22 protein-coding genes are annotated in these 21533 nt (G+C 38.8%); 11 read left to right on the top strand and 11 right to left on the bottom strand.

From position 1 onward, the window contains the following. From PQ578_RS19895 to PQ578_RS19875, 5 genes are all read right to left on the bottom strand, one after another. Positions 1–310 (bottom strand): hypothetical protein (locus PQ578_RS19895; protein ID WP_273836323.1); only part of this gene is annotated, 310 nt, incomplete at its 3' end. Continuing rightward, on the bottom strand, positions 307–2268 hold the full coding sequence (locus tag PQ578_RS19890) for a type IV secretion system DNA-binding domain-containing protein (protein ID WP_273836196.1): 1962 nt from the start codon (positions 2266–2268) through the stop codon (positions 307–309). The genes PQ578_RS19895 and PQ578_RS19890, both read right to left, overlap by 4 nt. Further along, positions 2243–3025, bottom strand: a complete 783-nt coding sequence (locus PQ578_RS19885; protein ID WP_273836194.1) for a hypothetical protein — start codon at positions 3023–3025, stop codon at positions 2243–2245. Before PQ578_RS19885 ends, PQ578_RS19890 begins: the two co-directional genes overlap by 26 nt. Before the next feature lie 16 nt (positions 3026–3041). Next, positions 3042–3236 carry a hypothetical protein gene (locus tag PQ578_RS19880; protein ID WP_273836192.1) on the bottom strand — a complete coding sequence of 65 codons (195 nt, stop codon included), beginning with the start codon at positions 3234–3236 and terminating at the stop codon, positions 3042–3044. 729 nt (positions 3237–3965) lie between these two features. Next, positions 3966–5525, bottom strand: a complete 1560-nt coding sequence (locus PQ578_RS19875; RefSeq protein ID WP_273836189.1) for a primase C-terminal domain-containing protein — start codon at positions 5523–5525, stop codon at positions 3966–3968. 678 nt (positions 5526–6203) lie between these two features. Here PQ578_RS19875 and PQ578_RS19870 point away from each other — a divergent pair. The 3 genes from PQ578_RS19870 (at position 6204) to PQ578_RS19860 (ending at position 8806) form a co-directional block, all read left to right on the top strand. Continuing rightward, entirely contained in the window at positions 6204–7340 is a 1137-nt protein-coding gene (locus tag PQ578_RS19870) for a ParM/StbA family protein (protein ID WP_273836321.1), read from the top strand. A 2-nt stretch (positions 7341–7342) separates the two neighbouring features. Next, on the top strand, positions 7343–7780 hold the full coding sequence (locus PQ578_RS19865; protein ID WP_273836320.1) for a hypothetical protein: 438 nt from the start codon (positions 7343–7345) through the stop codon (positions 7778–7780). Positions 7781–7999: 219 nt separating this feature from the next. Then, positions 8000–8806, top strand: a complete 807-nt coding sequence (locus tag PQ578_RS19860) for a MerR family transcriptional regulator (protein WP_273836318.1) — start codon at positions 8000–8002, stop codon at positions 8804–8806. Positions 8807–9061: 255 nt separating this feature from the next. On the opposite strand, the gene PQ578_RS19855 is transcribed toward PQ578_RS19860, so the two are convergent. The 5 genes from PQ578_RS19855 to PQ578_RS19835 all read right to left on the bottom strand — a co-directional run bounded on the left by PQ578_RS19855 (position 9062) and on the right by PQ578_RS19835 (position 12535). Next, a complete protein-coding gene (locus PQ578_RS19855) occupies positions 9062–9652 on the bottom strand; it encodes a hypothetical protein (protein WP_224600393.1) in 591 nt (196 codons plus the stop codon). A gap of 17 nt (positions 9653–9669) precedes the next feature. Next, complete coding sequence (locus tag PQ578_RS19850) at positions 9670–10080, bottom strand: hypothetical protein (protein ID WP_224600392.1); 411 nt, start codon at positions 10078–10080, stop codon at positions 9670–9672. A 466-nt stretch (positions 10081–10546) separates the two neighbouring features. Further along, entirely contained in the window at positions 10547–11803 is a 1257-nt protein-coding gene (locus PQ578_RS19845; protein WP_273836315.1) for an ankyrin repeat domain-containing protein, read from the bottom strand. Between the two features lie 9 nt (positions 11804–11812). Continuing rightward, on the bottom strand, positions 11813–11977 hold the full coding sequence (locus tag PQ578_RS19840) for a hypothetical protein (RefSeq protein WP_273836314.1): 165 nt from the start codon (positions 11975–11977) through the stop codon (positions 11813–11815). A gap of 189 nt (positions 11978–12166) precedes the next feature. Continuing rightward, positions 12167–12535: a hypothetical protein gene (locus PQ578_RS19835; protein ID WP_273836313.1), complete on the bottom strand. Its 369-nt coding sequence runs from the start codon at positions 12533–12535 to the stop codon at positions 12167–12169. Positions 12536–12849: 314 nt separating this feature from the next. On the opposite strand from PQ578_RS19835, the gene PQ578_RS19830 reads away from it, so the two are divergent. After that, a complete protein-coding gene (locus PQ578_RS19830; RefSeq protein ID WP_273836310.1) occupies positions 12850–13089 on the top strand; it encodes a YolD-like family protein in 240 nt (79 codons plus the stop codon). Positions 13090–13194: 105 nt separating this feature from the next. Here PQ578_RS19830 and PQ578_RS19825 read toward each other — a convergent pair whose 3' ends face one another. Further along, positions 13195–13809 carry a hypothetical protein gene (locus PQ578_RS19825; protein ID WP_273836309.1) on the bottom strand — a complete coding sequence of 205 codons (615 nt, stop codon included), beginning with the start codon at positions 13807–13809 and terminating at the stop codon, positions 13195–13197. A gap of 165 nt (positions 13810–13974) precedes the next feature. On the opposite strand from PQ578_RS19825, the gene PQ578_RS19820 reads away from it, so the two are divergent. The 7 genes from PQ578_RS19820 to PQ578_RS19790 all read left to right on the top strand — a co-directional run bounded on the left by PQ578_RS19820 (position 13975) and on the right by PQ578_RS19790 (position 21529). Further along, the gene (locus PQ578_RS19820) at positions 13975–14205 is read left to right on the top strand and encodes a TRAP transporter large permease subunit (RefSeq protein ID WP_273836307.1); all 231 of its coding nucleotides are present in this window, start codon (positions 13975–13977) and stop codon (positions 14203–14205) included. A 280-nt stretch (positions 14206–14485) separates the two neighbouring features. Then, entirely contained in the window at positions 14486–15493 is a 1008-nt protein-coding gene (locus tag PQ578_RS19815; protein WP_273836306.1) for a LacI family DNA-binding transcriptional regulator, read from the top strand. A 40-nt stretch (positions 15494–15533) separates the two neighbouring features. Next, positions 15534–17006: a sugar ABC transporter ATP-binding protein gene (locus PQ578_RS19810; RefSeq protein ID WP_420541602.1), complete on the top strand. Its 1473-nt coding sequence runs from the start codon at positions 15534–15536 to the stop codon at positions 17004–17006. A 19-nt stretch (positions 17007–17025) separates the two neighbouring features. Then, positions 17026–18006, top strand: coding sequence for an ABC transporter permease (locus PQ578_RS19805; protein ID WP_273836304.1), 981 nt, complete (start codon positions 17026–17028; stop codon positions 18004–18006). 63 nt (positions 18007–18069) lie between these two features. Continuing rightward, positions 18070–19053, top strand: a complete 984-nt coding sequence (locus PQ578_RS19800; protein ID WP_273836303.1) for an ABC transporter substrate-binding protein — start codon at positions 18070–18072, stop codon at positions 19051–19053. 204 nt (positions 19054–19257) lie between these two features. Next, positions 19258–19671, top strand: coding sequence for an RbsD/FucU family protein (locus PQ578_RS19795; protein WP_273836302.1), 414 nt, complete (start codon positions 19258–19260; stop codon positions 19669–19671). A gap of 58 nt (positions 19672–19729) precedes the next feature. After that, positions 19730–21529, top strand: a complete 1800-nt coding sequence (locus tag PQ578_RS19790; protein WP_273836301.1) for an L-fucose isomerase — start codon at positions 19730–19732, stop codon at positions 21527–21529. Positions 21530–21533 lie beyond the last annotated feature (4 nt).

Below are 21533 nucleotides of genomic sequence, written 5' to 3'. Positions count from 1 at the left end.
TTTGAAGGAAACGACTCGCATAGTGCTCTCCTTCTGGTGAATTCGAAAATCCTACATCATTAAGCGTGGCGATTTCGGCAGAAGCCTGTTCCTGGTATCCATTCACCTTTTCGTTTAAAAATCCAGTTCGTGCCCAGGATTGAAAAGCGAAGAAAACAACGCCTGCCACTACCACCCAAAACGTTATTGAGAACGCGAGGCGTCCATTAAACCGTGATGACGGAAGACGACGGTCATCTTTCATCACCTTTTTCCTTCCTCTCATAAGATTCCGATGAAGTCCCTCCTTCAGCTTGCTGAACAATCTCATTTAATCCCTCCTAGTCCGAGCGCATTACGAACATAGACACGACGGAAATAAGTATCGCTCTCTGCTTCTTCAACCATTTTACGATTAAGAAAGATTTCTCCTATTTGAAGGTTCTTGATCTCACTTGGATTCGCTTTAAATCGTTCCACATCACGAACGGTTCCCATCTCGGCTTCATAACGAGTATGAGGATACTTCTTTTGAATTTGCTGTGTCACTTCACGATCGGAAAAAGTGCCAAAAACCTGCGCGATACGCTCCGCATCCTTTGACGAGTTCACACGCCCCGTTGCGATCACGTTACAGTTCGAAATAATTTGTTCTGTCATGATCGGATCAACAGCATCAATATCGGAAAGCGTTTGTGTTGAAATGATGCATTCAAAACCGGCAGACCGTGATTTATTAACGATGTCCACGATACGACGGTCCCCATAGGCAGAAAACTCATCATAAACCCCAAAGATCGCCTTTCTCCCCTTCGCCTGGCGATAGGCAACGAGACTGTTCACGTCTAAAATAATCATTTTGCCAATTTTCTTAATATAATCGGCATACCGGCTCCCTGAAATACTGAAAATCACTACGTTATTCTGATCTGTAATCGTTTGAAGATCAATGCCATCTTCTCGTTCCACAAACAAATGGCCGAGATCTGATTCCAGTAGCTCACCTAGCTGCATTTTTAAGCGCGTGAGGCAACCTACGACAATTTCTTCTGGGAATTCTTCGTCTAAAATTCGTTTAATCGTACTCAAACCCTCACGCAACTTCGTGACAGTCCTTGTACGCTTCTCTGTGACGGTTTTCACCACATTTTGATCCTTTGGATCGGAGGATGTGAAAAAATCGCTTAAATCGTCGTCCTGAGAGTTTTGTGTGGCTACTTCTTCCTCTACTTCCACTTCGATCTCTTCTTCAATTTCTTCTTGGGTGCTGTGATCCCTAAAAAATTGATTCATCGCTTTGGAATTCGTCAAGCTGGCGATGGTTGAGATATCTCTCGTTACGCCGGCTTCATCAATCAGTTTCACGATTAGCTGCAGATATCGCGAAGCAATATCCGTATAGTAGGCGCCATCTCCTTCACTCGAAAATTGAAAGAGCGCCATGAGCTTATCTCGCGTTTCTGTCGGCGTCCCGTTTTTAATCGGATTGTACGTGAGAGAATCCATTTCTGAAAAAAGATAAACCCTTTTTCCATACGCCTCACAAAGGGCTATAAATTCAAGCATTGATTTCCGTTCGCCTTTGCCATCCATAAAAATCACGGGCTTATTCTGCTGAAGAGCCGATTCAAGCAAAGACGCAATCAGGGTCGTTTTCCCCGTACCGGTTCCCCCAGTCGCAAGCATATGATAGTTTAGCTCTTTCGACTTCAGTGATACGCGCTCTTTAAAATCCGTATAGCCAATAAACACTTCTTTTGTGGGTTTTCGTCGATACTGTTTTTGTTTCCGATTCAAAAATAGAACCCGACGCTTGCGAAATGCTTTATAGGCTTGCTCAGCCTTTTGCTTTTGCACTTTCCCTGACTTAGTTGTCACACGCTTTTTCCAAAAAAACTTCGCAAAGATAAAGAAACCAAACGAAAATAACAAGGATAGACCGGTTAACGTGATATACGAGTGAGACGTAATCGGAATCGCTTCTCCGTTATTGATAAATCGCTCGAGCACTTCTGAAAAATACGGGACCTTCATTTCTGATAGAAAAGCAAAATAAGTGAGAAGATCCCCTGCTTGAAACTGCCAGAAAAGTAGAAGTCCCCCCGTTAAGAGCGCAAGATAGGACAGCCAATCTCGCTTGAGAGAATAAAAAATCGCAAAAAGGAACATCCCTAACAAAACTGGGAGAAGAAAACTCACAATCAAAACTCCAAGTACCCCGTACATCACAACGTCGCCAATCATTCGGTCCGTTTCCGTTTGCTTAACCTGACCCTCTCTCTTTGCCATCGGATCCACCTGGCAACACCTCTTCCCAGCGATCTTCGAGAATCACATGGGGGATTTTTTTAACAGAGATTTTATTGGCGTTCACTAGTCGATCCTTTGCTTCGTTTACTGCATTATGTATTTTAACGTCATCTGCGAAATAGATTACCTGATCATACGCGTAAGGCTGGTCACTAGCTTTTTTACTTGAAAGCAGCTCCTCAAATAACGAAAACTTTTCGTCATAACGCTTACGCTCTTTTTTATTTAGCTCTAGCTCCACCCACGTCGTCGTCACGTTCCCTTCAGCTGACTTAAAAAAGAATACCGCGTCCGGGATACGATCTCGTTTCGCATTGTACGCTTTTAACTTACTTTGATTATCACCGGTTCCAATCATCGCATAACGAATCTCTCGCTCTGTCCGATACTTAAATTCCAACCCATTTTTTTGAGCTTGAAACTGATAATAGAGAATCAAATCCGTAATCAACAAATCATGCTGCATCGTATAAATGGATGCTTTTGTTGGCACCGTCACACTCACATTAGTGAGTTTCCTTGCCTCCAATGTCCCCAGGTAAACACCAACTTTATGAGCAATCCGTTCATGTCTAACAAACTTCTTATCTTCTAATTTTCGTAACCGACGATAAACACGATGAATATTTGGCTCACAAAACTCCAGCATAATCTGCCTCGCCGTCACCATACCGTTTCTCAGAATAAACGTAAGATACGCTAGATCCTTTTCTTTTAGCGAAGTATACTTCAACATAAACCAATCATCCTTTTCACTCTGATATCGGAACCACTCTCCTTCTTAAAAGTTTACCAAAACAGAAGCCGATACCATAAACCAAAAAGAAAAAAAGAACCATCACCAAAAACCAAACGACCTTAATCACTTGAACACCTAACCAGAACACTACCCCATACAAGAAAGCTAGAAGACTCACATAAGCAGTTAGCCACCTTGGAACCTCCACCAACACCTCCTGTATAGCACACACCTGGAAGCACTAAATCACTTGAACTTGAAATAGAATTCTACATCCACTGAACAAACCTAAAACTCTCTTTCCCCACCTGCACTCACTCACAAATGACTTAAACTACTAATCTCTTGAACTCACACTTACCCTCATGATCAACCCAAACAACAAATCTTATAATCTACCTCCTAGTCTCCCCTCCCTATTACTCATGACCTAATCCATCTTAAACCTAAAATCTAAATCAATCTCTAAAACCTCTCGCCTCAGCCCCCACCAACACTCTGAATGCCTCCGCCTTTATAGAGTAGTAGAAGACCTCGGCTATGTTCACGTAGTATAGGCGAGGTCTTCTACAGGTTACGAATATAAACAGGAGGCATTCAGCCCTTGCAACAAAAGGGGCTGAGGCACTTTAAAACCGCAAATGAAAAGAACATTGATTAACATCTCTTTTGCGCATCTATTTCCGTATTATTTACGTCATATGAACTTGACCACAGTCTACTATAAGCACACTTGTTTGGCAATCAATCATATGGGAATTCGTTCCATTTAACTACACTCAAAGAAAAACACACGACTATCGTACTGCCCTAAAATTTAGTAACAAATAACCAAAGCTAGTAACCTTATTTAATTGTCAAAGAGCATTCCCTTAACAAACTTGCCAGAGTTAACAAAGGGTAATCTAGATATGTATTGGCAGACTGGCTCATTAAGTCAACTTGTCATTTTTACAGGATCACTAGCACCTGATCGGTAAATCAGATCAATCTCGTGGGTTAGTAACTCGGTCTGAATAGATGGTAGATCTTCCTCACTGATTACTTCATGTGAAGATGGTAGCAGCTGGGCAAAGGATAGTTGAGCTAATTGGACACGCTCTCTTCTTGCTAGTAATAAACTTTTAAAGAGCATGGATCGACTCGTGATCTTCGTCACGGCATTTCTTCCACGGCCAACTGTACGCTTGATTAGCTTAGATGAGCGCTTTAGCACTTCTTTCAAAGTTGAAACGGCCATCCCAAAACGTTCGGCAAGAGCTTTGAGCGCTCCCTCAAAAAATGGCTTTTCTGGACATGCTACCTTTTCCACATACTGTAGAATATCTTGTTCTCTCTCATCATAATGAGAACGAACGCGCTCTTCCCTAGGCTTTTTGAACTTGTACCACCCTTCTCTCCCCTGAAAAGATGTCTTTCCATCCGTCCAGAGTTCCAGAAGTCCTTCCACATAGGTACGCTTGGCGCCTTTGTACTTACCAGAATAAGCACTTTTTAAAATGCGCTCGAATTCAGTTTTACCTAAAGGTTGTGCAAGGTTACTATTAAACTGATCAAGCTCATCATACGCCTCTTCAAGTGGTCTTCCACTTGCAAAGTTGGCAATCGCAAGCGTCAATACAGCGTTGTTGCGACTCGAACTATAGTGACCACTTTCAATTTGAGTGGCTTGAATAAGAGCTTGATACCATGCCGCCGAAGTTTGATTTGATGTAGCAGAACCCTTTGAATAAATCACTTGAAAGGAGACTCTCTTCTCTTCTTCTTCAAACTTTTTGGACCAGGTTAAGAGCTTACTAGTATTGGCGGGCTGATCACCAAAGTAAACGACGTTACCTTGTTTCGGAATGCGATAAAATCCAAAAGGTGCACAGTTAACATCTACTGGTACATACTTCTTTAAAGCTTTTAACATATTCTCAGACAGTCGCTCAGCTACCCGTAGCGCCTTAAAATCTTTCTGTTTATGAATATAAAAAGGTGTCTCAAGTACGAAAAATCCTTGAAAGCCTTTAGGCGTTTCTAACAAGACGTTTGGCCATGGTAAGCCGAGCTCTTCACACCCAAGGAAAAGACTGTATAAATCGATATCTTTTGTATCAATATCAAAGCCGATCACGTTAATTTGTTTTAAGTTATCTCGGGTATGTCCCTTTATAACGCGTTTACCAAAATCATAGTATGTACCACCACGATATGTGTTTGGCGTCCAGTGCGTTAATTCCGAGTGCTTCTCATGTAAGCTTTCGTAAGAATTAATGAGAAATCCCTTCCCTTGACTTAGATCAGCCTTAGAACAAGAGACAAATACGGTCCCCTTTTTATACGTTGATTGGTTTTCGCTCTTCTCATACTCTACTCTCTTTTGTAAAGGCGCACTTGACCCCTTTTTCTTATATAGATGCAAGCTGTTATGTGTTATGAATTGCATGATCTCTACGGGCTGGACGTCTCGTCTAACCTCTTGTTCCACCCTGTCTTGATAGGCAATATTCATTTGTTTCTCCCTTCTGGGACAAACAAAAAAGGACCGATTGCAAGCAAAGCTTACACCGATCCTGTTACGCACTATATTCTTGAGAACGTATTTGTACTGAGTGTGCCTCTCCCTCCCCCTGTCTGAAAAGGTACAAATCTAGTAAAAAAACATAGATTAACAGACAAAAGTACGGTTATAACGTTGCACAGTTATACAAATATATGTTATTATTTAGCCATATAAGGCTATATTAATAACAAAGCTCACAAAACTTGGTAGGTGGAGTGAACTTCGTTCTCAAGCTTAGCGTAACTTGGAGAGGTCGGCTGAGCTTGGATACCCAAAAGATCGTGTTGGTAGCACGGTCTTTTTTATTTGGTCTTTTTTTGTTGTCAGATCTTTTATTTCTTCCAAAAACATAAACGACTATTTTCTCTATAAAACATCTAAAACAATTTTATGTGTAATTTACAATATGTAGGCAATATTTGCTAACTAGCTTTATCGTCTTCTACTATACACTACTTTTTTTTTGCCGTAAACCCTATGTATCAACGATTCAACGTTGCATACAATTTGTATGCAAATTGCTCCTTTTTGCTCATTTGACCAATTTTTTCTTGTTATTTGCATACAAAACGCATACAATGAGTCATATAAAGGTGATATCAACCTAATATAAAGGAGGTTTTTTGTATGCGTTTAGCAGCAATTGATATTGGTAATGACGCTGTCAAAGGCTATTTTAACGGGTATGACAATCAAGTTCACATCCCAAACGTGGTCGCAAAAGCAAAGAAAGATCGCGGGGTTATTGAAGCAGAAAAAGAAATATTAAACGGATTACACGTTGAATTGACCTCATCTGCTCTGAAAATGAAAAATGGTACATATAAAGTAGGAAATCTAGCAGCTTCAGCTGCAAAAAAAGATGAATTAACGCCTGAAGTTGATAAAGCTGATAGTGATCAGCCTATTATTCTCTTATTAACGGCTATTGCTTACGATGCTGTGCAAAATAATCCAGACAAAGATGGTATTGTTGAAGCTACTTATCTTTTATCAACGGGATTACCCCTTCAGGAAGTAAAACATGGGCTTTCAAAGGATTATCGCAAAAAATTGCGTAACCATCAGCACGAAGTAAAATTCCTTCAGACGCCTGAAGTTGGCGGAAAAACCGTACGAATTAAATTTGAAGAAGTTATTGTAAGTTCTGAAGGTTTTGCTGCCTTTGTTGACCTAACAACGGATCAACAAGGTGCTATTAAAAATCCTGAACTCATTCAAAAACCGATTTTAATCAACGATATCGGGGGGTTATCGACTGATTCAGCCATTGTAAACAAAGCTGCTGTAGATAACGAGAACTCAGATGGAATCAAAGAAGGTGTATCCCCTTACCTTGATAACATCATCGCTAGAACGTTTAATGAGTTCAAATACCCTTTCCATAGCCGTCGCGCCGTTGTTGACGTGATCGTCTCGGAAGATCCAGAAGAACGAAATCACATTTGGAATAAAGGAAATCGCGTCTCGATTAAGCATATTATCGATGATGAGCTCTCTTCTCTTGCTGAAGAAGAATACAAACATCTGAAAAAACTATGGAATCGTGTTCCTTCGCTTCGCTATGCCTACTTAATTGGCGGCGGGTCTGTTGTACTTAAACCTTATTTGGAAGGTATTAATGAAGATCAGGAACAGTACCCTCTTCGTTTTGTGAAGCCAGATGATAGTGTTTGGATGATTGCCAGGGCGTATATTAAGATTCTTTACACGTACTGCCAGAAAAAAGGCATTGAGCTCGAAGTCGCTTCTACGAAAGAATAACGATGGCTGATCTACTGGAACCAGGAAAAACAATCTCTTTTCGACTTCCAAACCATACGCCCTCTCACGTCATTACTTATTTAAATAAGCTTAAAAAGACCGAAGGACGGAAATTTAGTAGTAAAATCGCTCCCCTTTTCGTGGATGCGATCGATGATCGTATTCCACAAACGGATCCAGATTACTACTCTCTTCCCATTCCGGAAAATCTATCTAATGAAGAAAGACAATGGCTAGAAAACAAACATACAAAGGCCCTTATCTCTCAGATTGTATTAAAATTAGCAACTGATCCTGCCAAGGCATTCGAGCTATTAGCTCAAAACAATGAACCTCAGGAAGAACAACAGCAAAGTGAAAAGCTATTTCAAGCAAACGATGTGGCAGCTAGTTTTATGGATCAAGCCTTTTTTGCTGATTTAGATGATGATGACGACTAAAAAACCCTCATTTTGAGGGTTTTTTTGCTAGTTCATCTTAATATGTTATTCATACAAATTTGAAAACACTATGAAAACTAGTAACAATAAGATTTTATAGATAACCAAAAATATATGTCATATTAATTTCAAAATAACAAATAAACTTCATATCATATCATATTAACTTCACATAACATGGTATGATGTTGATATAAAGGTGATACAGGGGTGAACGACATGGAAAAAGGCTTAAAATCGATTGCAGAAACCGCCCGAGAGTTAAATGTAACAACAGCTCAATTACGATATTGGGATAAGCAAGAACTCATTACATCCATTAAAGAAAGTTCAGGACGATATTTTCATGAGTCAGAATTTGAAAAGATAATACGAATTCGTGATTTGTTTGAAGAAGCTCGAAAAGCAGGGATTAAACGTACATATGATGATATTCGACGTGAGTTAATGGCAGAGAATATGTTAATGGAGAAAGAAGAGAACGAAACATTAACACAGCAAGAGAAAGTATTGTCGGTAGCTTTTGAACGCGTTCTACAAGAACAGGGATTTGATCAAGCATTTCAGCTCATTGCTGGAGAACTCAATAAAATTGTAACTACCAATCAACAGCTGCAGTCAGAAGTAAATGAGTTAAAAAGATCAATGAATCAAATGACTTTGCGCTTAGATGCCCCAAAAGAGGAAGAAAAGCAGTTAAGAGCAGAGCTAGATCAAACCAATCAAACATTAAAAGAAGTCGCAGCAGCTTTAGAGGCACGAGAGAAAGAAGAGGCATCTGGTAAAAAAACATATGAAGAAGAAACAAAAAAAGCGCAAGAAACTCTAGAAACGTATAAAAAGGAACAGGAGGAAATGAAAAAGAAGCTTGAAGAAATGACCAAAAAGGAAGAAGAGAGAGAAGCTCGTCTAAAGGAAGAGGAAAACCAGCGCCAACAGGCGGAAGAGGCTTTAAAAAAAGCCCAAGAAGAACAGGAAGAAAAGCAGGCTAAGAAGGGGTTCTTTGCCAAACTGTTTGGTGGCTGATACCTTTATATGAAGTTAATATCGACATGATATTATACGATAAGTTGAATTTTTCAAAAGTGGAGGAGCGACTACCGTCGTTCCTTCTTTTTATTTGATGAAAAATCCCATGAATGATCATAGCAACAAAAAGCAGTAAACGTCAGCATACGAAGCTTTTTGTTAGTATATGTATGCTGAATACCTCTTAGAATTTATTATATTTATTTCTTGAAAAGAGGTATAAACAAAATATGTTATGGATATCATAATAAGTTATACCTCTTTTTCAAGCTTTTGAATAATGGACTTCACCACATTACGAAGTTGGCCTGTCCGGTAGGAATCGATAAAGTCACAATAAAGAATTTGAAGAATATCCTCAACAGAGTAATGAGCATCTTCATATAACTCAGCGAGATCGGCTAAGAAGACTTCAACCCGAAGAGCAGAGCGACGTTTAATAGGACAGGTAATCTCCTTCATTTTTTGTTTTCCTTGACTAAGAAGGGCCTCTTGTCCGGAATAGGTTCTGAGTAGAGCAGGGCGCTTATCACGAACCATCAGTTCACGAAACACGGCATGATGATCAGGAGACTGCCGTATATTTTGCAAGAAATCGCGCAGAAGTAAGTCTAAAAGATCAGCCTGAGTAAATTCAAAATCACTAAGCTCCGTAATATCTTCACACAGAAGCTCACCACGCAAATAAAGAGAAGCAGGTACTAAAAAACGATATTTAAGTATTTCAGAAGATTTCATTTTACGAAACAGCTTATCCATCATACGTTCACCTCGAGAAGTCGCTACGTAAGCCAGGTTGGAAACTTCTTCTTGAACAAGCTTAAACGGATTTGATTCATTCATCAGGGAAGCCTCCTTTATTAAAGTAATGAGGAGATTATGCGATAGGCAGCACGTCGTAAACTGCAGTCCCACTCGATGCTTAAATCTTGAAGTTGTTTAAAGTAGGGGTCTTCTAACTTCACGGGATAGGACAATTTTGAATTTGAAGGATAAGGAATCATGGGCTCTGGAAGAAATTCAGCTCTAGGCAACTCAACCTTCATTTTCTGACTAAGGAAGTTGGTGGGGTATTCACCTGCGTGTTGAGAAAGAGCTTTGATCGTTTTTCGCTGTTCAAGTGTTAGAGGTATCTTAATATCATGTTTCTTATCCTTCCTTACCTTACGACCTTCACTTTTAGTAATCGGCTTTTTCCGAACATTGCTCGTCTTAATGGGAACTGATCGTGTTGGCTTCTTTTTTTGAAACATTGGATTAAGTGAGTCCATCCGTCTCCCTCCCGTTTTAAAATAACTCCCTTTTCATGTAATATCCTAGAGTCATAAAGTTAAAAAATCATATAGTCATAGATATGAGAGAGGAGGAGAGGTTAGAACGTATAAAAAGGAGAGGGCCTGGCGATACTCCTGATAACGAATAATAAACTCACAGGGAGTGTGGGAGTAATGGCCAGAAAAAACAATGCAAAAAAACAAGGGATTTCAAAAAAGGACGCAAAAAAGCTAGTTTCACTATCTCGGAAAAACAGATCGATCTCCATGATTTCAGTAAAAGATGCTAGATGAGTAGGAAAAAATATAATCTTCGAACACAAAAACACTCAGGAAAAAATACCTGAGTGTTAGTGAAGCAAAATAAAAGCAGTTTGCTAAAGATTATTTTTTTCAAGCTAGTACTGAGTGAAATGAAATTTGTTTCACGAAGCATGTATTTATACAAAATCAAAATCCAATTCTAATCTTCACACTTTCCAGGATTTCTCTCACAGTAATTCCGAATACGCTCAATGTCATATTTATAGGTGTAAATCGCATCAGCATATTTAATAGCTCTGCTTTTAGGCTGATTGCAAAGTCTTATGCGATAACTCATAAAATTAACTACTTTTTGAGCAGGAATTTGAGTAAGAATTTTCTCCTTTAAGATGCTCCACCTTTCCTCATGTTTTAATTTAGTACTGTATCCATTTCGACTTAGAAAAGAGTCTTCATTAAAACCTTTTACTTCGCTAGAGTTAGTATAGCTATTGTTTATTTCATAATTTGGTACTTGAATAGGGGAAGTACTAATAGCTTCTTTTAAAAGACACTCTGCATACTTTGAATAAAAACCTATTTCCATCTCAAAACAATCGGCTCCAGCATTATTTCGGTGAAGAGGATCTACTTTTTCATTTAGTAGAAGCTTAACGAGTTCTATATGGGGATCGATTGCATCTGTAGAACCGAAAAACATGCAAGCAAACAACAACGAATGGTTACCATCATCACAGATAACGTGGGGATCAGCTCCGTTTTTAAGTAACAACCTAGCTGCAGTTAAAAAATCACTTTCAAAATTCAGCTCTATACTACAAATAGCATCCAATAAAGGAGTGAATCCATAATTGTTATGTGCATTTACATCAAGATTTCTTGAAAGAAGATAATGAATTAGCTTTACATCTATACAATTATGACAAGACAAATGCAACGCACTATCTCCGTCTTTATCCTTGTGGTAAAGGTCACATCCACACTTTTCTAGGTATAAGACCATATCTGTATCCTGATGCCGGCAAGCCTTTAAAATAGCATTCTGATTTATTCCATCGACAGCGTTAATATTAGCTCCACTTCGTATCAAAAAGTCAACGGTTAGCAGATCGCCTGACTCAACAGCTAATAGATATGCATGATCAAGCTCTACTTGATGAAAATCTTGCTCTTTAATGAGATGTTCAACCACATAGAGAAAACCTCTTGAACTCGAGATAAATAAAAATTTTTGTTGAAATGATTTCCCGTATTTATTATGTAGACCTTCCATTATAAAGTGATTCACGATATATTCACTCGATAGCCGAAACACATAATTAATAATCTTTTCCCCATTTGGCATATTAAGATGTGGATCAGCACCAAAAGACAAAGCTTGGATAATGCTAGCATCCATCTTTTTTTTCAAAGATAAAATCAGCTGTTGCTGCCATTCTTCTTTATTTTTCTTCATCTAATCTCTTCATAACACCATAACTTCTTTACATAACCTGCATTTAATACGAATCGATCGCAACGCATAGATATCCAATCTTTTTTCAAAAAGTAGTGCATCACAATGGGGGCAGCGCTTCTCAGTCCATTCATGCTCATTAGTCTTTGAAACTGTTACCTCAGTCTGTCTCATTAACATCCTCCTTACTAAATTTATGATTTACAGTATGAATATCGGAATATTATCTACAGTTTTACAGGAGGATGGAAATAGAAGTGTTATTTAACTTAAATCAAGAGTAGCTCAACTTCTGAACACTCAGAAGATCAGATACTCTATGTTTTTTGAATTATTATCTCAAACAGAGAAAAAAGAAGATCTTTAGACTAGTTCTCGCAATACATAATAACTACTTTTCTTAAGTTGATTAAACTCGTATAGGGATAAATATCGATGATGGGCAACCTTATTGCGAAGAGGATAGAGCATACCTAAATGATGAGACAATTGAGAAGTGAAATTGAATACTGGGTAACTTCGAAGATAATATACTTCATATTGGAAAAAAGTGAGCTCAAGAAAAGACTTAGGGGGAGAAGGCATATTGTATAATTTTGGGGCTTTCGTGAACCACTTAGTACCATAAGTAGCTTTCATTGCTTGTTCGATTGTTAATCGAACATAATTTTCAACCTCGTATAGCAGCATGTACGCTTGCATCATTCTATTCTTTTCGGATGAAGTCAGCAATTTTTCACCTCCTAGCTACTTTATAATTAGCTATTCAATGAAAAAGTCCTTCTCTTCAAAACTATTCCTTTCGTTTTAAATAATAAGTTAGTACTGCAACCAAAAGTAAGCCGGCATTTATCAATACATTTAAACAATCTAAAACCGAGGCGGTCATCTCCTCCAACTTTTATTTGGTTTGTTAGTCTAGCATGGTTCGGTTTAAAAGGAAAGGATCAAAAGAGTATATAACTTATAATTGATTTTTTTACCATTGATAACAGAACATACATTCGTATATGATAAAGGTAAGATAAGTAGAGGACGGGATAGCGATGAGTATAAAAGTGAATTGGACCTTTCAACCGGAAGTGCTTGCTGAGGTTTATACAGCAATGGAATTTGCTACGGAGGTAGGTATTACATATGAAATTGAAAATAAAATCTCCAGTATTCAAGGGGACATTCATTATTTGGATTGCTCTACTCATCATATTAGAGTCATTGACCGCAATTATTGTGTGCACTACATCCCACTAGCTAGTATTGTTTCCTTAAAGCTTATCAAGGATTAATACTGCTTCACTCTTAGTGTTAGTGATAAGGAAAAATAACCTAAAAGTGAACAACCCTCGTCAATAAAGGCGAGGGTTGTGCTTGAGAGAGATGAAATGGAAGCTTTATAGAGGAGTTCTATACGATTCTTCTAGAGTAAACCTTACTTTTTTTTCTAAAATGCAAATTAATAATTTTATATCGTAGTTTGTAATATCCGGCACATTAAGGACCGTTTCAAGAATAATTTCTATTTCTTCTCTTGTATACAGCTTCCTTACTTGCCCTTTAAGTGTTAGATATTCAATTAGATTATTTCTAAATTTATTAACCTCTTTTGTTGAAAGTTTTGGAGCATTTCTAAGGATTTTGAATAACGTTATCAACTCATTCTCTAAATCAGATTCTGCGACAACATGCTGAATTAACAGCCTTGAATCTTTCTGGTTTTCACATCCGTTTAATAAAAGAAAACGGGATGCGCAATCAATCCCAACCTTTAACTGGTTATTGTTATTTTCATTCATTATTAGGATGTTTTGCTCATAGTTTCTTGCACCACAAAGTTCACAATGATCAACGAACCCATCGTCTTCTTTTCTAATCGGTGTCACACATATCCATTCCCTTTTTGCTATGTCAAAGGTCGATCCAATGCTATTGATTAATAAGTTATGGACCATACGTCTTCTTGGTTTTGTGGCCTTTTCAACCTTGATGTTCATAATTTTTCTGTTCATTTCAATTCCTCCAGTAGTTTTTATTTGTTATATACCGTATTAGATTCAAACGAAAGTTTTGTACACGGTTATTTTCTAAATAAGGAGTAATATTTCTCCTTCATTTTTACCTATACACATCAAATAGTTATCTGCACAAAAAAACACAAACAATTAAAAATATTTGTGTTAGCAAAAAGTAAGTATTTAAAAGAAGTAACAATTACGGGATTAATTATTCTAGTTCCGGCGTTTATGCCCCTTTTAACAGCATTTGAAATCGATGCGATTCATCTTGGCGTAATCATTTGTATCAACTTAACAATTGGTTTGCTAACGCCTCCGGTAGGGACGGGCCAGTTCATCGTATCTTCTATAGCTGATGTACGAGTAAAAGCTCATGTTTCTCAGATCTGACATTCCTTCAAATAAAAGCCTCTTTCAAAGTTAGTTCCTGTGGTTTGTCTACCTCTCATATTCCTCTTATCTCATCTCCTCCTATTTAAAACGATATAAAAATAGGTGAAACAATAATTAATTTCAGAAATTTTAAAAAAGTGGTTGAAAACGATTTTATTCTATATTATTATTTTACATGTAAACGATTACTTGAGTTATATCAACAATTTTTAAGTTTCCATGTAAACGATTACTTGGAAACGATCGTCTTCAAACAATAAAGGCATAGGTGATAATAATGGCAAAACACACGATTAAAGATGTAGCATTGGAAGCTAATGTTTCTACGGCTACCGTTTCTCGAGTAATAAACAATAGAGGTTTTGTAAGCGATGACATCAAACAACGTGTTTTTCTAGCAGTAAAAAAATTAAACTATGAACCAAATGCCATTGCTAGGAGCTTAAAACAAGATAAGACAAATACGATTGGAGTGATAATACCTGATATTTCTAACCCTTATTACATGAAAATATCAAAGGGAATCGAGGATATCGTCCAAGAAAAAGGATACAACTTGATCTTTTGCAGCAGTAATGAAAGTTCAAAAAAAGAAGACAAGTTATTACAGCTGTTATTTGAACAAAGAGTAGACGCGATAGTATTAGCTACTGCAGGCGACACTCAAGATCGAGTGAGCAAGATCAATAAGGCTGGTGTCCCTATCATATTAGTAGACAGAACATTTGATATGGATGGCCTACGATTAGATTCGGTGACAGAAAATAATTTTCAAAGCACTTATGAATTGACTTCCTACCTTTTAGATCAAGGACATCGTTCCATTGGTCTTGTAAACGGCCTGTTGAATGTGAGTACTGGCAAAGAGCGTTATGAAGGATTCAAAGCAGCTCTAAAAGATCACGGAATTGAAGAAGATTCAAAGTATGTATACAACGGGTCCTTTACACAAGAGGGAGGGAGTATGGCGGTGGATTACTTTCTGAACTTTTCCAAGGTCCCGGAAGCAATTCTCTCGTTTAATAATATTATGACTTTCGGTGTACTCCTAGAATTAACCAAGAGAGGATACACTGTTCCAGATGATATTGTAGTTGCTTCTTATGGCGAGACTGAAGCGTTTCAGTTGTTAAAATCCTCTGGAATTATATCAGTGGTCCATGAACCATATGAAATGGGGGAGTCGGTCGGTAACATTCTATTAGAACGGCTAGATAATAAAACCGGCCCTATTAATAAGGTGTTTAAACCGAAATTGGTAACAGACAATAGCGTGTTCAATTAAAATGCGGAAGGTAGTGAATTAATTGAGTGTTTTATTAGAAATGAAAAACATTCATAAAGAGTTCCCCGGGGTCAAAGCGCTCGACGATGTAGAGCTTGAGGTAAAAGCAGGAGAAGTTCATATTCTTTTAGGCGAAAATGGAGCTGGAAAATCCACTTTAATGAAAGTGTTATCAGGCGTTCATCAGCCCGATGGAGGTGCCATCTATTTAAACGGTGAGGAGGTTGAAATAAAAAATACAAAAGACGCTCAAAAACATGGCGTCGGTATTATTTTTCAGGAGTTCAATCTTATACCCCATTTATCAGTCGCTGAGAACATCTTCTTAGGTAGGGCTCCAAGACGTTTTACGAGCATGGTTAATCGGAAGAAGTTGTATGAGGATGCAGAAAAAATCTTGGAAGAATTGCAACTAGCCATATCTCCTAAAACGTTGGTCAAGGATCTAGGAGTGGCGGAGCAACAGATGGTGGAAATAGCCAAAGCATTATCCATTAACTCAAAGTTATTAATCATGGACGAGCCTACAGCAGCTCTAACTGACCAAGAAATCGAAACCCTCTTTGAGCGCATTCATGAATTGAAAAATAAAGGTGTAGGCATTATTTACATCTCACATAGGTTAGAGGAATTCTCTCGTATTGCTGATCGAGTAACCGTTATGCGAGATGGCAGATATGTTACGACGGTTGACTTCCATAAGTCAACTATCGATGAACTAATCGGGTTGATGGTCGGAAGATCTCTTGAAGATAAATTCCCGAAAGATTCAACGATTGAAATAGGAGAAGAAATTTTAAGAGTGAAGAACTTGTCTACAAAGGAAAAGCTTAAGGATGTCAGTTTTTCATTAAGATCTGGTGAAGTTTTGGGGATCTCTGGATTGATGGGAGCTGGGAGAACCGAGCTTGCTAGAGCAATTTTTGGAGCAGATCCTATATCTGGAGGTGAAATATTTTTAAAAGGGGAGAAGGTGGAGATCAAGTCTCCGAAATCAGCAATCGAGAAAGGGATATCCTATCTTTCTGAAGATCGAAAGAAGAATGGAGTTGCTTTAAATTTATCCATCAAAGAAAATATTACGATGGCAAATATTAAAGCAGTTTCTGAAAGCGTTGTCATAAAGTCGAAGCAAGAAGTCCGTACAGCTGAAGAGTACGTTCAAAGGTTGAGAATTAAAACTCCTTCTATAGAACAAAAAGTGATGTTCTTGAGTGGCGGTAATCAACAAAAGGTTGTTATTGCAAAATGGCTACATAGTAACACTCAGGTCTTTATATTCGATGAACCTACTCGTGGAATTGACGTCGGGGCAAAGATCGAAGTCTATGAAGTTATGAATCAATTGGCTAGAGATGGAAATGCCGTCATGATGATTTCTTCAGAGATGCCAGAGATCCTGGGTTTAAGCGACCGAGTGCTCGTTATGAACGAAGGAAAGTGCACAGCTATTCTAAACAAGGATGAAGCGAATCAGCAGAAAATAATGTATCACGCTACATCCGGAAGATAATTGAAAGGGGATTTACCTTATGGCAGGTAATAGTCTTATTGAAAGTCAAAGCAGCGCAGGTATAAATAGTAAACAATCAAAAAAAGCTATTCTCGCAAAGATGTATGCGCTCTTAGGATTAATCATAATGTCGGTTATTCTATCGATTGCCTCACCATATTTTTTAACCACTGATAATCTCTTAACTATTGCGCTTGAAACTTCGATTATCGCCATATTAGCTTTAGGACAAGTTTATGTAATTATTTCAGCTGGGATTGACTTGTCAGTTGGGTCTACATTGGCATTGGCTGGAGTGATTAGTAGTCAACTTTTATTAGCTGGTTGGCCGACACCAGTAGCATTACTAGCAGGAATCTTAGCAGGAGGATTTCTTGGACTTATCAACGGGTTCGTCATCACGAAAGGAAAAATGCCTCCTTTTATCGTAACGCTAGGAATGATGGGGGTTGCGAGAGGATTAGCTCTTGTACTGACTGATGGTCTTCCAGTATCAGGCTTACCAGAGAGTTTCACTAATTTAGGGAACGGTCGCATACTTAATATTCCAATTCCGGTCATTTTCTTAGTCATTGTTGCAGTTATAGCAGCGTTCATTTTATCTAAAACGATTTTTGGACGTTACGTATACTCGATAGGAAGTAATGAAGAAGCCGCCCAGCTATCAGGGATCAATGTTAATTTTCATAAAATGATGATTTACGTAGTATGCGGCTTGTTTGCTGGTTTGGCGGGTGTTTTGATGTCAGCTCGTTTAGTATCAGCTCAACCTTCGGCTGGTATGGGATACGAGCTAGATGCCATCGCTGCGGTCGTGATTGGCGGCGCAAGTTTAATGGGCGGCATCGGTACAGTAGGTGGAACCATCATAGGTGCTTTTATCATGGGTGTACTAAGAAATGGATTAAACCTATTAAACGTATCTCCATTTTGGCAACAGATTGCAATCGGTATTGTCATTGTGCTTGCTGTTTACCTTGATCAGATTAGACGAAAATAACGATCGACCACATTAGAATAGGATTTACATTCGTAACTATTTTTCTTAAAAGGAGAGGTTTCAGTGAGAAGATTAATGGGTTTATCGTCAATTGTATTCTTAGCAGTGATGTTGGTGTTGGGTGGTTGTTCATCAACCGAATCAGGTGGAAGTGAATCTGGAAAAAGTGACAAACCATTAAATGTGGCCCTGGTTGTAAAATCAATTGATTCAGAGTATTGGTTAACAGTTAAAGCTGGCGCTGAAAAGGCTGCAGAAGAATTGGGCGTTGACTTATCCTTTAAAGGCGCACCAACAGAGACTGATATTTCTGGCCAAATTAACATTGTGGAAAACGCAGTAAATCAGCATATGGATGGCATTGTGTTAGCTGCTTCAGATACAAAGGCTTTAGTTGCACCAACAGAACGAGCAATTGCGGCAGATATCCCAGTCGTAACTATTGACTCAGGAATTGATTCTGATAAACCTCAGAGCTATATTGCCACTGATAATGAAAAGGCTGCACAAGAAGCCGCAAAAACGTTAGCTGATATGGTCGGGGAAGAAGGAGAAGTAGCAATGGTCAGCTTTGTTCCAGGTGCAGCTACAGCAGTTATGCGTGAAACTGGATTCAAAGATGGAATAGAGGAATTTCCAGATATGGAAATAGTAACAACTCAGTACAGCCAGAGTGATAAAGCTAAAGCATTGGCAGTAACAGGCGATATTATGACGGCTAATCCGGATGTAACTGGAATATTCGCTACAAATAACAAATCAGCACTGGGAGCAGCACAGGCACTAAAACAAAAAGGGTTACAAGATAAAGTTGACCTCGTTGCATTCGATGCTGATCCAGACGAAATAAGCGCATTGAAAGAAGGTACAATTGATGCTCTCGTTGTACAGAACCCTTATATGATGGGCTATGATGGAGTGAAAAACGTGGTTAAAGCTATTAACGGTGAAGAGATCGATAAAAAAGTAGATACGGGGGTTACAGTTGTGACAAGAGATAACTTGGACGATGATGAGGTTCAAAAACTTCTTTATCCAAACAAATAAAAACCCTGTAAAGTATGCCAGTACTTATACAGGGCCAAAGAAAAAACTTCTAGATTAAATTGTATCATACCCTACACATTGGCTCTAAAAGATAATGTGCTTTGAATACAAGTATGAAATCTAAGATGAAAAAAAACGGTGGAATACCATGGGCGAACGCGCAGCGTGGTATTCTACAAAAAATTGAAATTGGAAGTGAGAAACTTGCTGAAAGTACCTTGTCTACATACAGGGATTTTAAGTACTTTATCGAAATGTGGCCACGGAGACAAGATATTAATCGCAGATGGTAACTATCCACTACATTCGAATACGAACGATAACGTAGAAAGGGTATATCTCAATTTGACGACTGGCCTTCCTCTAGTGACCGATGTGTTAAAAGTTATCGATCAGATGATCGCTGTTGAAAAATTAGAAGTCATGGTACCTGAAGGTGGGACACGACCTGAAATCTTTGAAGAATTTAATGCGATCGTATCCTCAGTAGAAACGTTAGATGAGCTAGGGCGATATGAATTTTATGAAGCTTGTAAAGCAGAAAACGTTAAATTAGCCATTGCTACAGGAGAAGATAGAATATATGCAAATGTGTTATTAACCGTTGGTGTCGTATGATCTCCTACCAACTAAGGGATGAAAAATTGAAAACAGTAATGAAAGAGGAGGATGTAAAGTGAGTAATGAAAATACATTATTAAATAATAGATGGACCGGTGAATTTCCGAAAGTAGGTATCAGACCAGTTATCGATGGACGTTTAGGTGGTATCCGTGAATCGCTAGAAGAAACTTGTATGGATATGGCAAAATCTGTTGCTACACTGTTGGAAAAGGAACTTCACTATCCTAACGGTAGTTCCATCGAATGCATTATTCCAGATACGACCATTGGTGGCGTAGCAGAAGCTACGAAGGTTGACGAAGAATTCAAACGAGAAGGTGTCGGTATCACGATTACAGTAACTCCTTCTTGGTGTTATCCTACTGAAACTATGGATCAAAATCCTCAAACGACAAAAGCAATATGGGGATTCAATGGTACAGAGAGACCAGGAGGAGTATATCTAGCAGCTGCAAATTCAGCTCATAACCAAAAAGGATTGCCCGTGTTCAGTATCTATGGTCGTGATGTGCAGGAGATGACCGATACTTCGATCCCAGATGACGTGCAAGAAAAACTGTTGCAGTTTACAAAATCAGCTCTTGCGGTCAATATCATTCGTGGAAAATCTTATCTATCTATGGGTGGCGTATCCATGGGTATCGCTGGTTGTATTATAGATGAGAACTTCTTCCAGCATTATCTTGGAATGAGAAATGAGTATGTAGATATGAGTGAGATCATTAGAAGGCTGGAACTAGAAATTTATGATGAAAAGGAATTTAAACAAGCTCTAGGCTGGGTGAAAGAAAACTGTCGTGAAGGTGGCAATGATAATTCCCAAGAAGCGCAAAGGTCACCAGAACAAAAGGAAAACGATTGGGAAACGGTAGTGAAGATGGCCCTTATCGCGAGAGACCTTATGATAGGCAATCCACGTTTAAAAGAAAAAGGATTCGGTGAAGAAGCTCTAGGACATAACGCAATTGCAGCTGGTTTCCAAGGTCAACGTGCTTGGACCGACTTTATGCCGACGGGTGATTTTATGGAAGCTATACTCTCCTCTTCTTTTGATTGGAATGGTACAAGAGAGCCATTCATAGTCGCTACCGAGAATGATAGTTTAAATAGCGTCACAATGTTATTCGGACATCTTTTAACTAATTCAGCCCAAATTTTCGCTGATGTTCGTACGTACTGGAGTCCAGAAGCCGTGAAGAAAGTAACAGGGAAAAAGCTGGAGGGTGAGGCCTCTGACGGGGTCATCCATCTTATTAACTCTGGACCAGCTGCACTCGACGGAACAGGACAGCAACAGATAGATGGAAAACCAGCGATGAAGCCGTTCTGGGAAATTTCTGATGACGAGGTCCAGAAGTGTTTAGAGGCTACTGAATGGCATGAAGCCGTAGATTATTTCCGAGGAGGTGGATTTTCTACTGACTTCACCACTGCTGGTGGTATGGCGGTCACAATGGCTCGTATCAATATAGTCGAAGGAATCGGTCCCGTCCTTCAAATCGCAGAAGGACATACCGTCGAACTACCACAGGACATACATGATAAATTAGACCAAAGAACTGACCCTACATGGCCGACAACTTGGTTCGTGCCAAACCTGACAGGACAAGGTGCGTTCAAGGATGTTTATTCGGTAATGAACAATTGGGGATCTAATCACTGTGCCGTAAGTTATGGTCATATTGGGGATGAGTTGATCACGCTCGCTTCCATGTTACGTATTCCTGTTTCAATGCACAATGTGAAAGAGGAAAGAATTTTCCGCCCGAGTGCATGGAGCGCTTTTGGAGCTTCAGAACTAACAAGTGCTGATTACAGAGCTTGTCAAACTTACGGTCCTTTGTATAAATAGTGAG

The organism is Guptibacillus sedimenti, from assembly GCF_028610665.1.
GTDB lineage: Bacteria > Bacillota > Bacilli > Bacillales > Guptibacillaceae > Guptibacillus > Guptibacillus sedimenti.
This window is presented reverse-complemented; position numbering and strand designations above follow the sequence as displayed.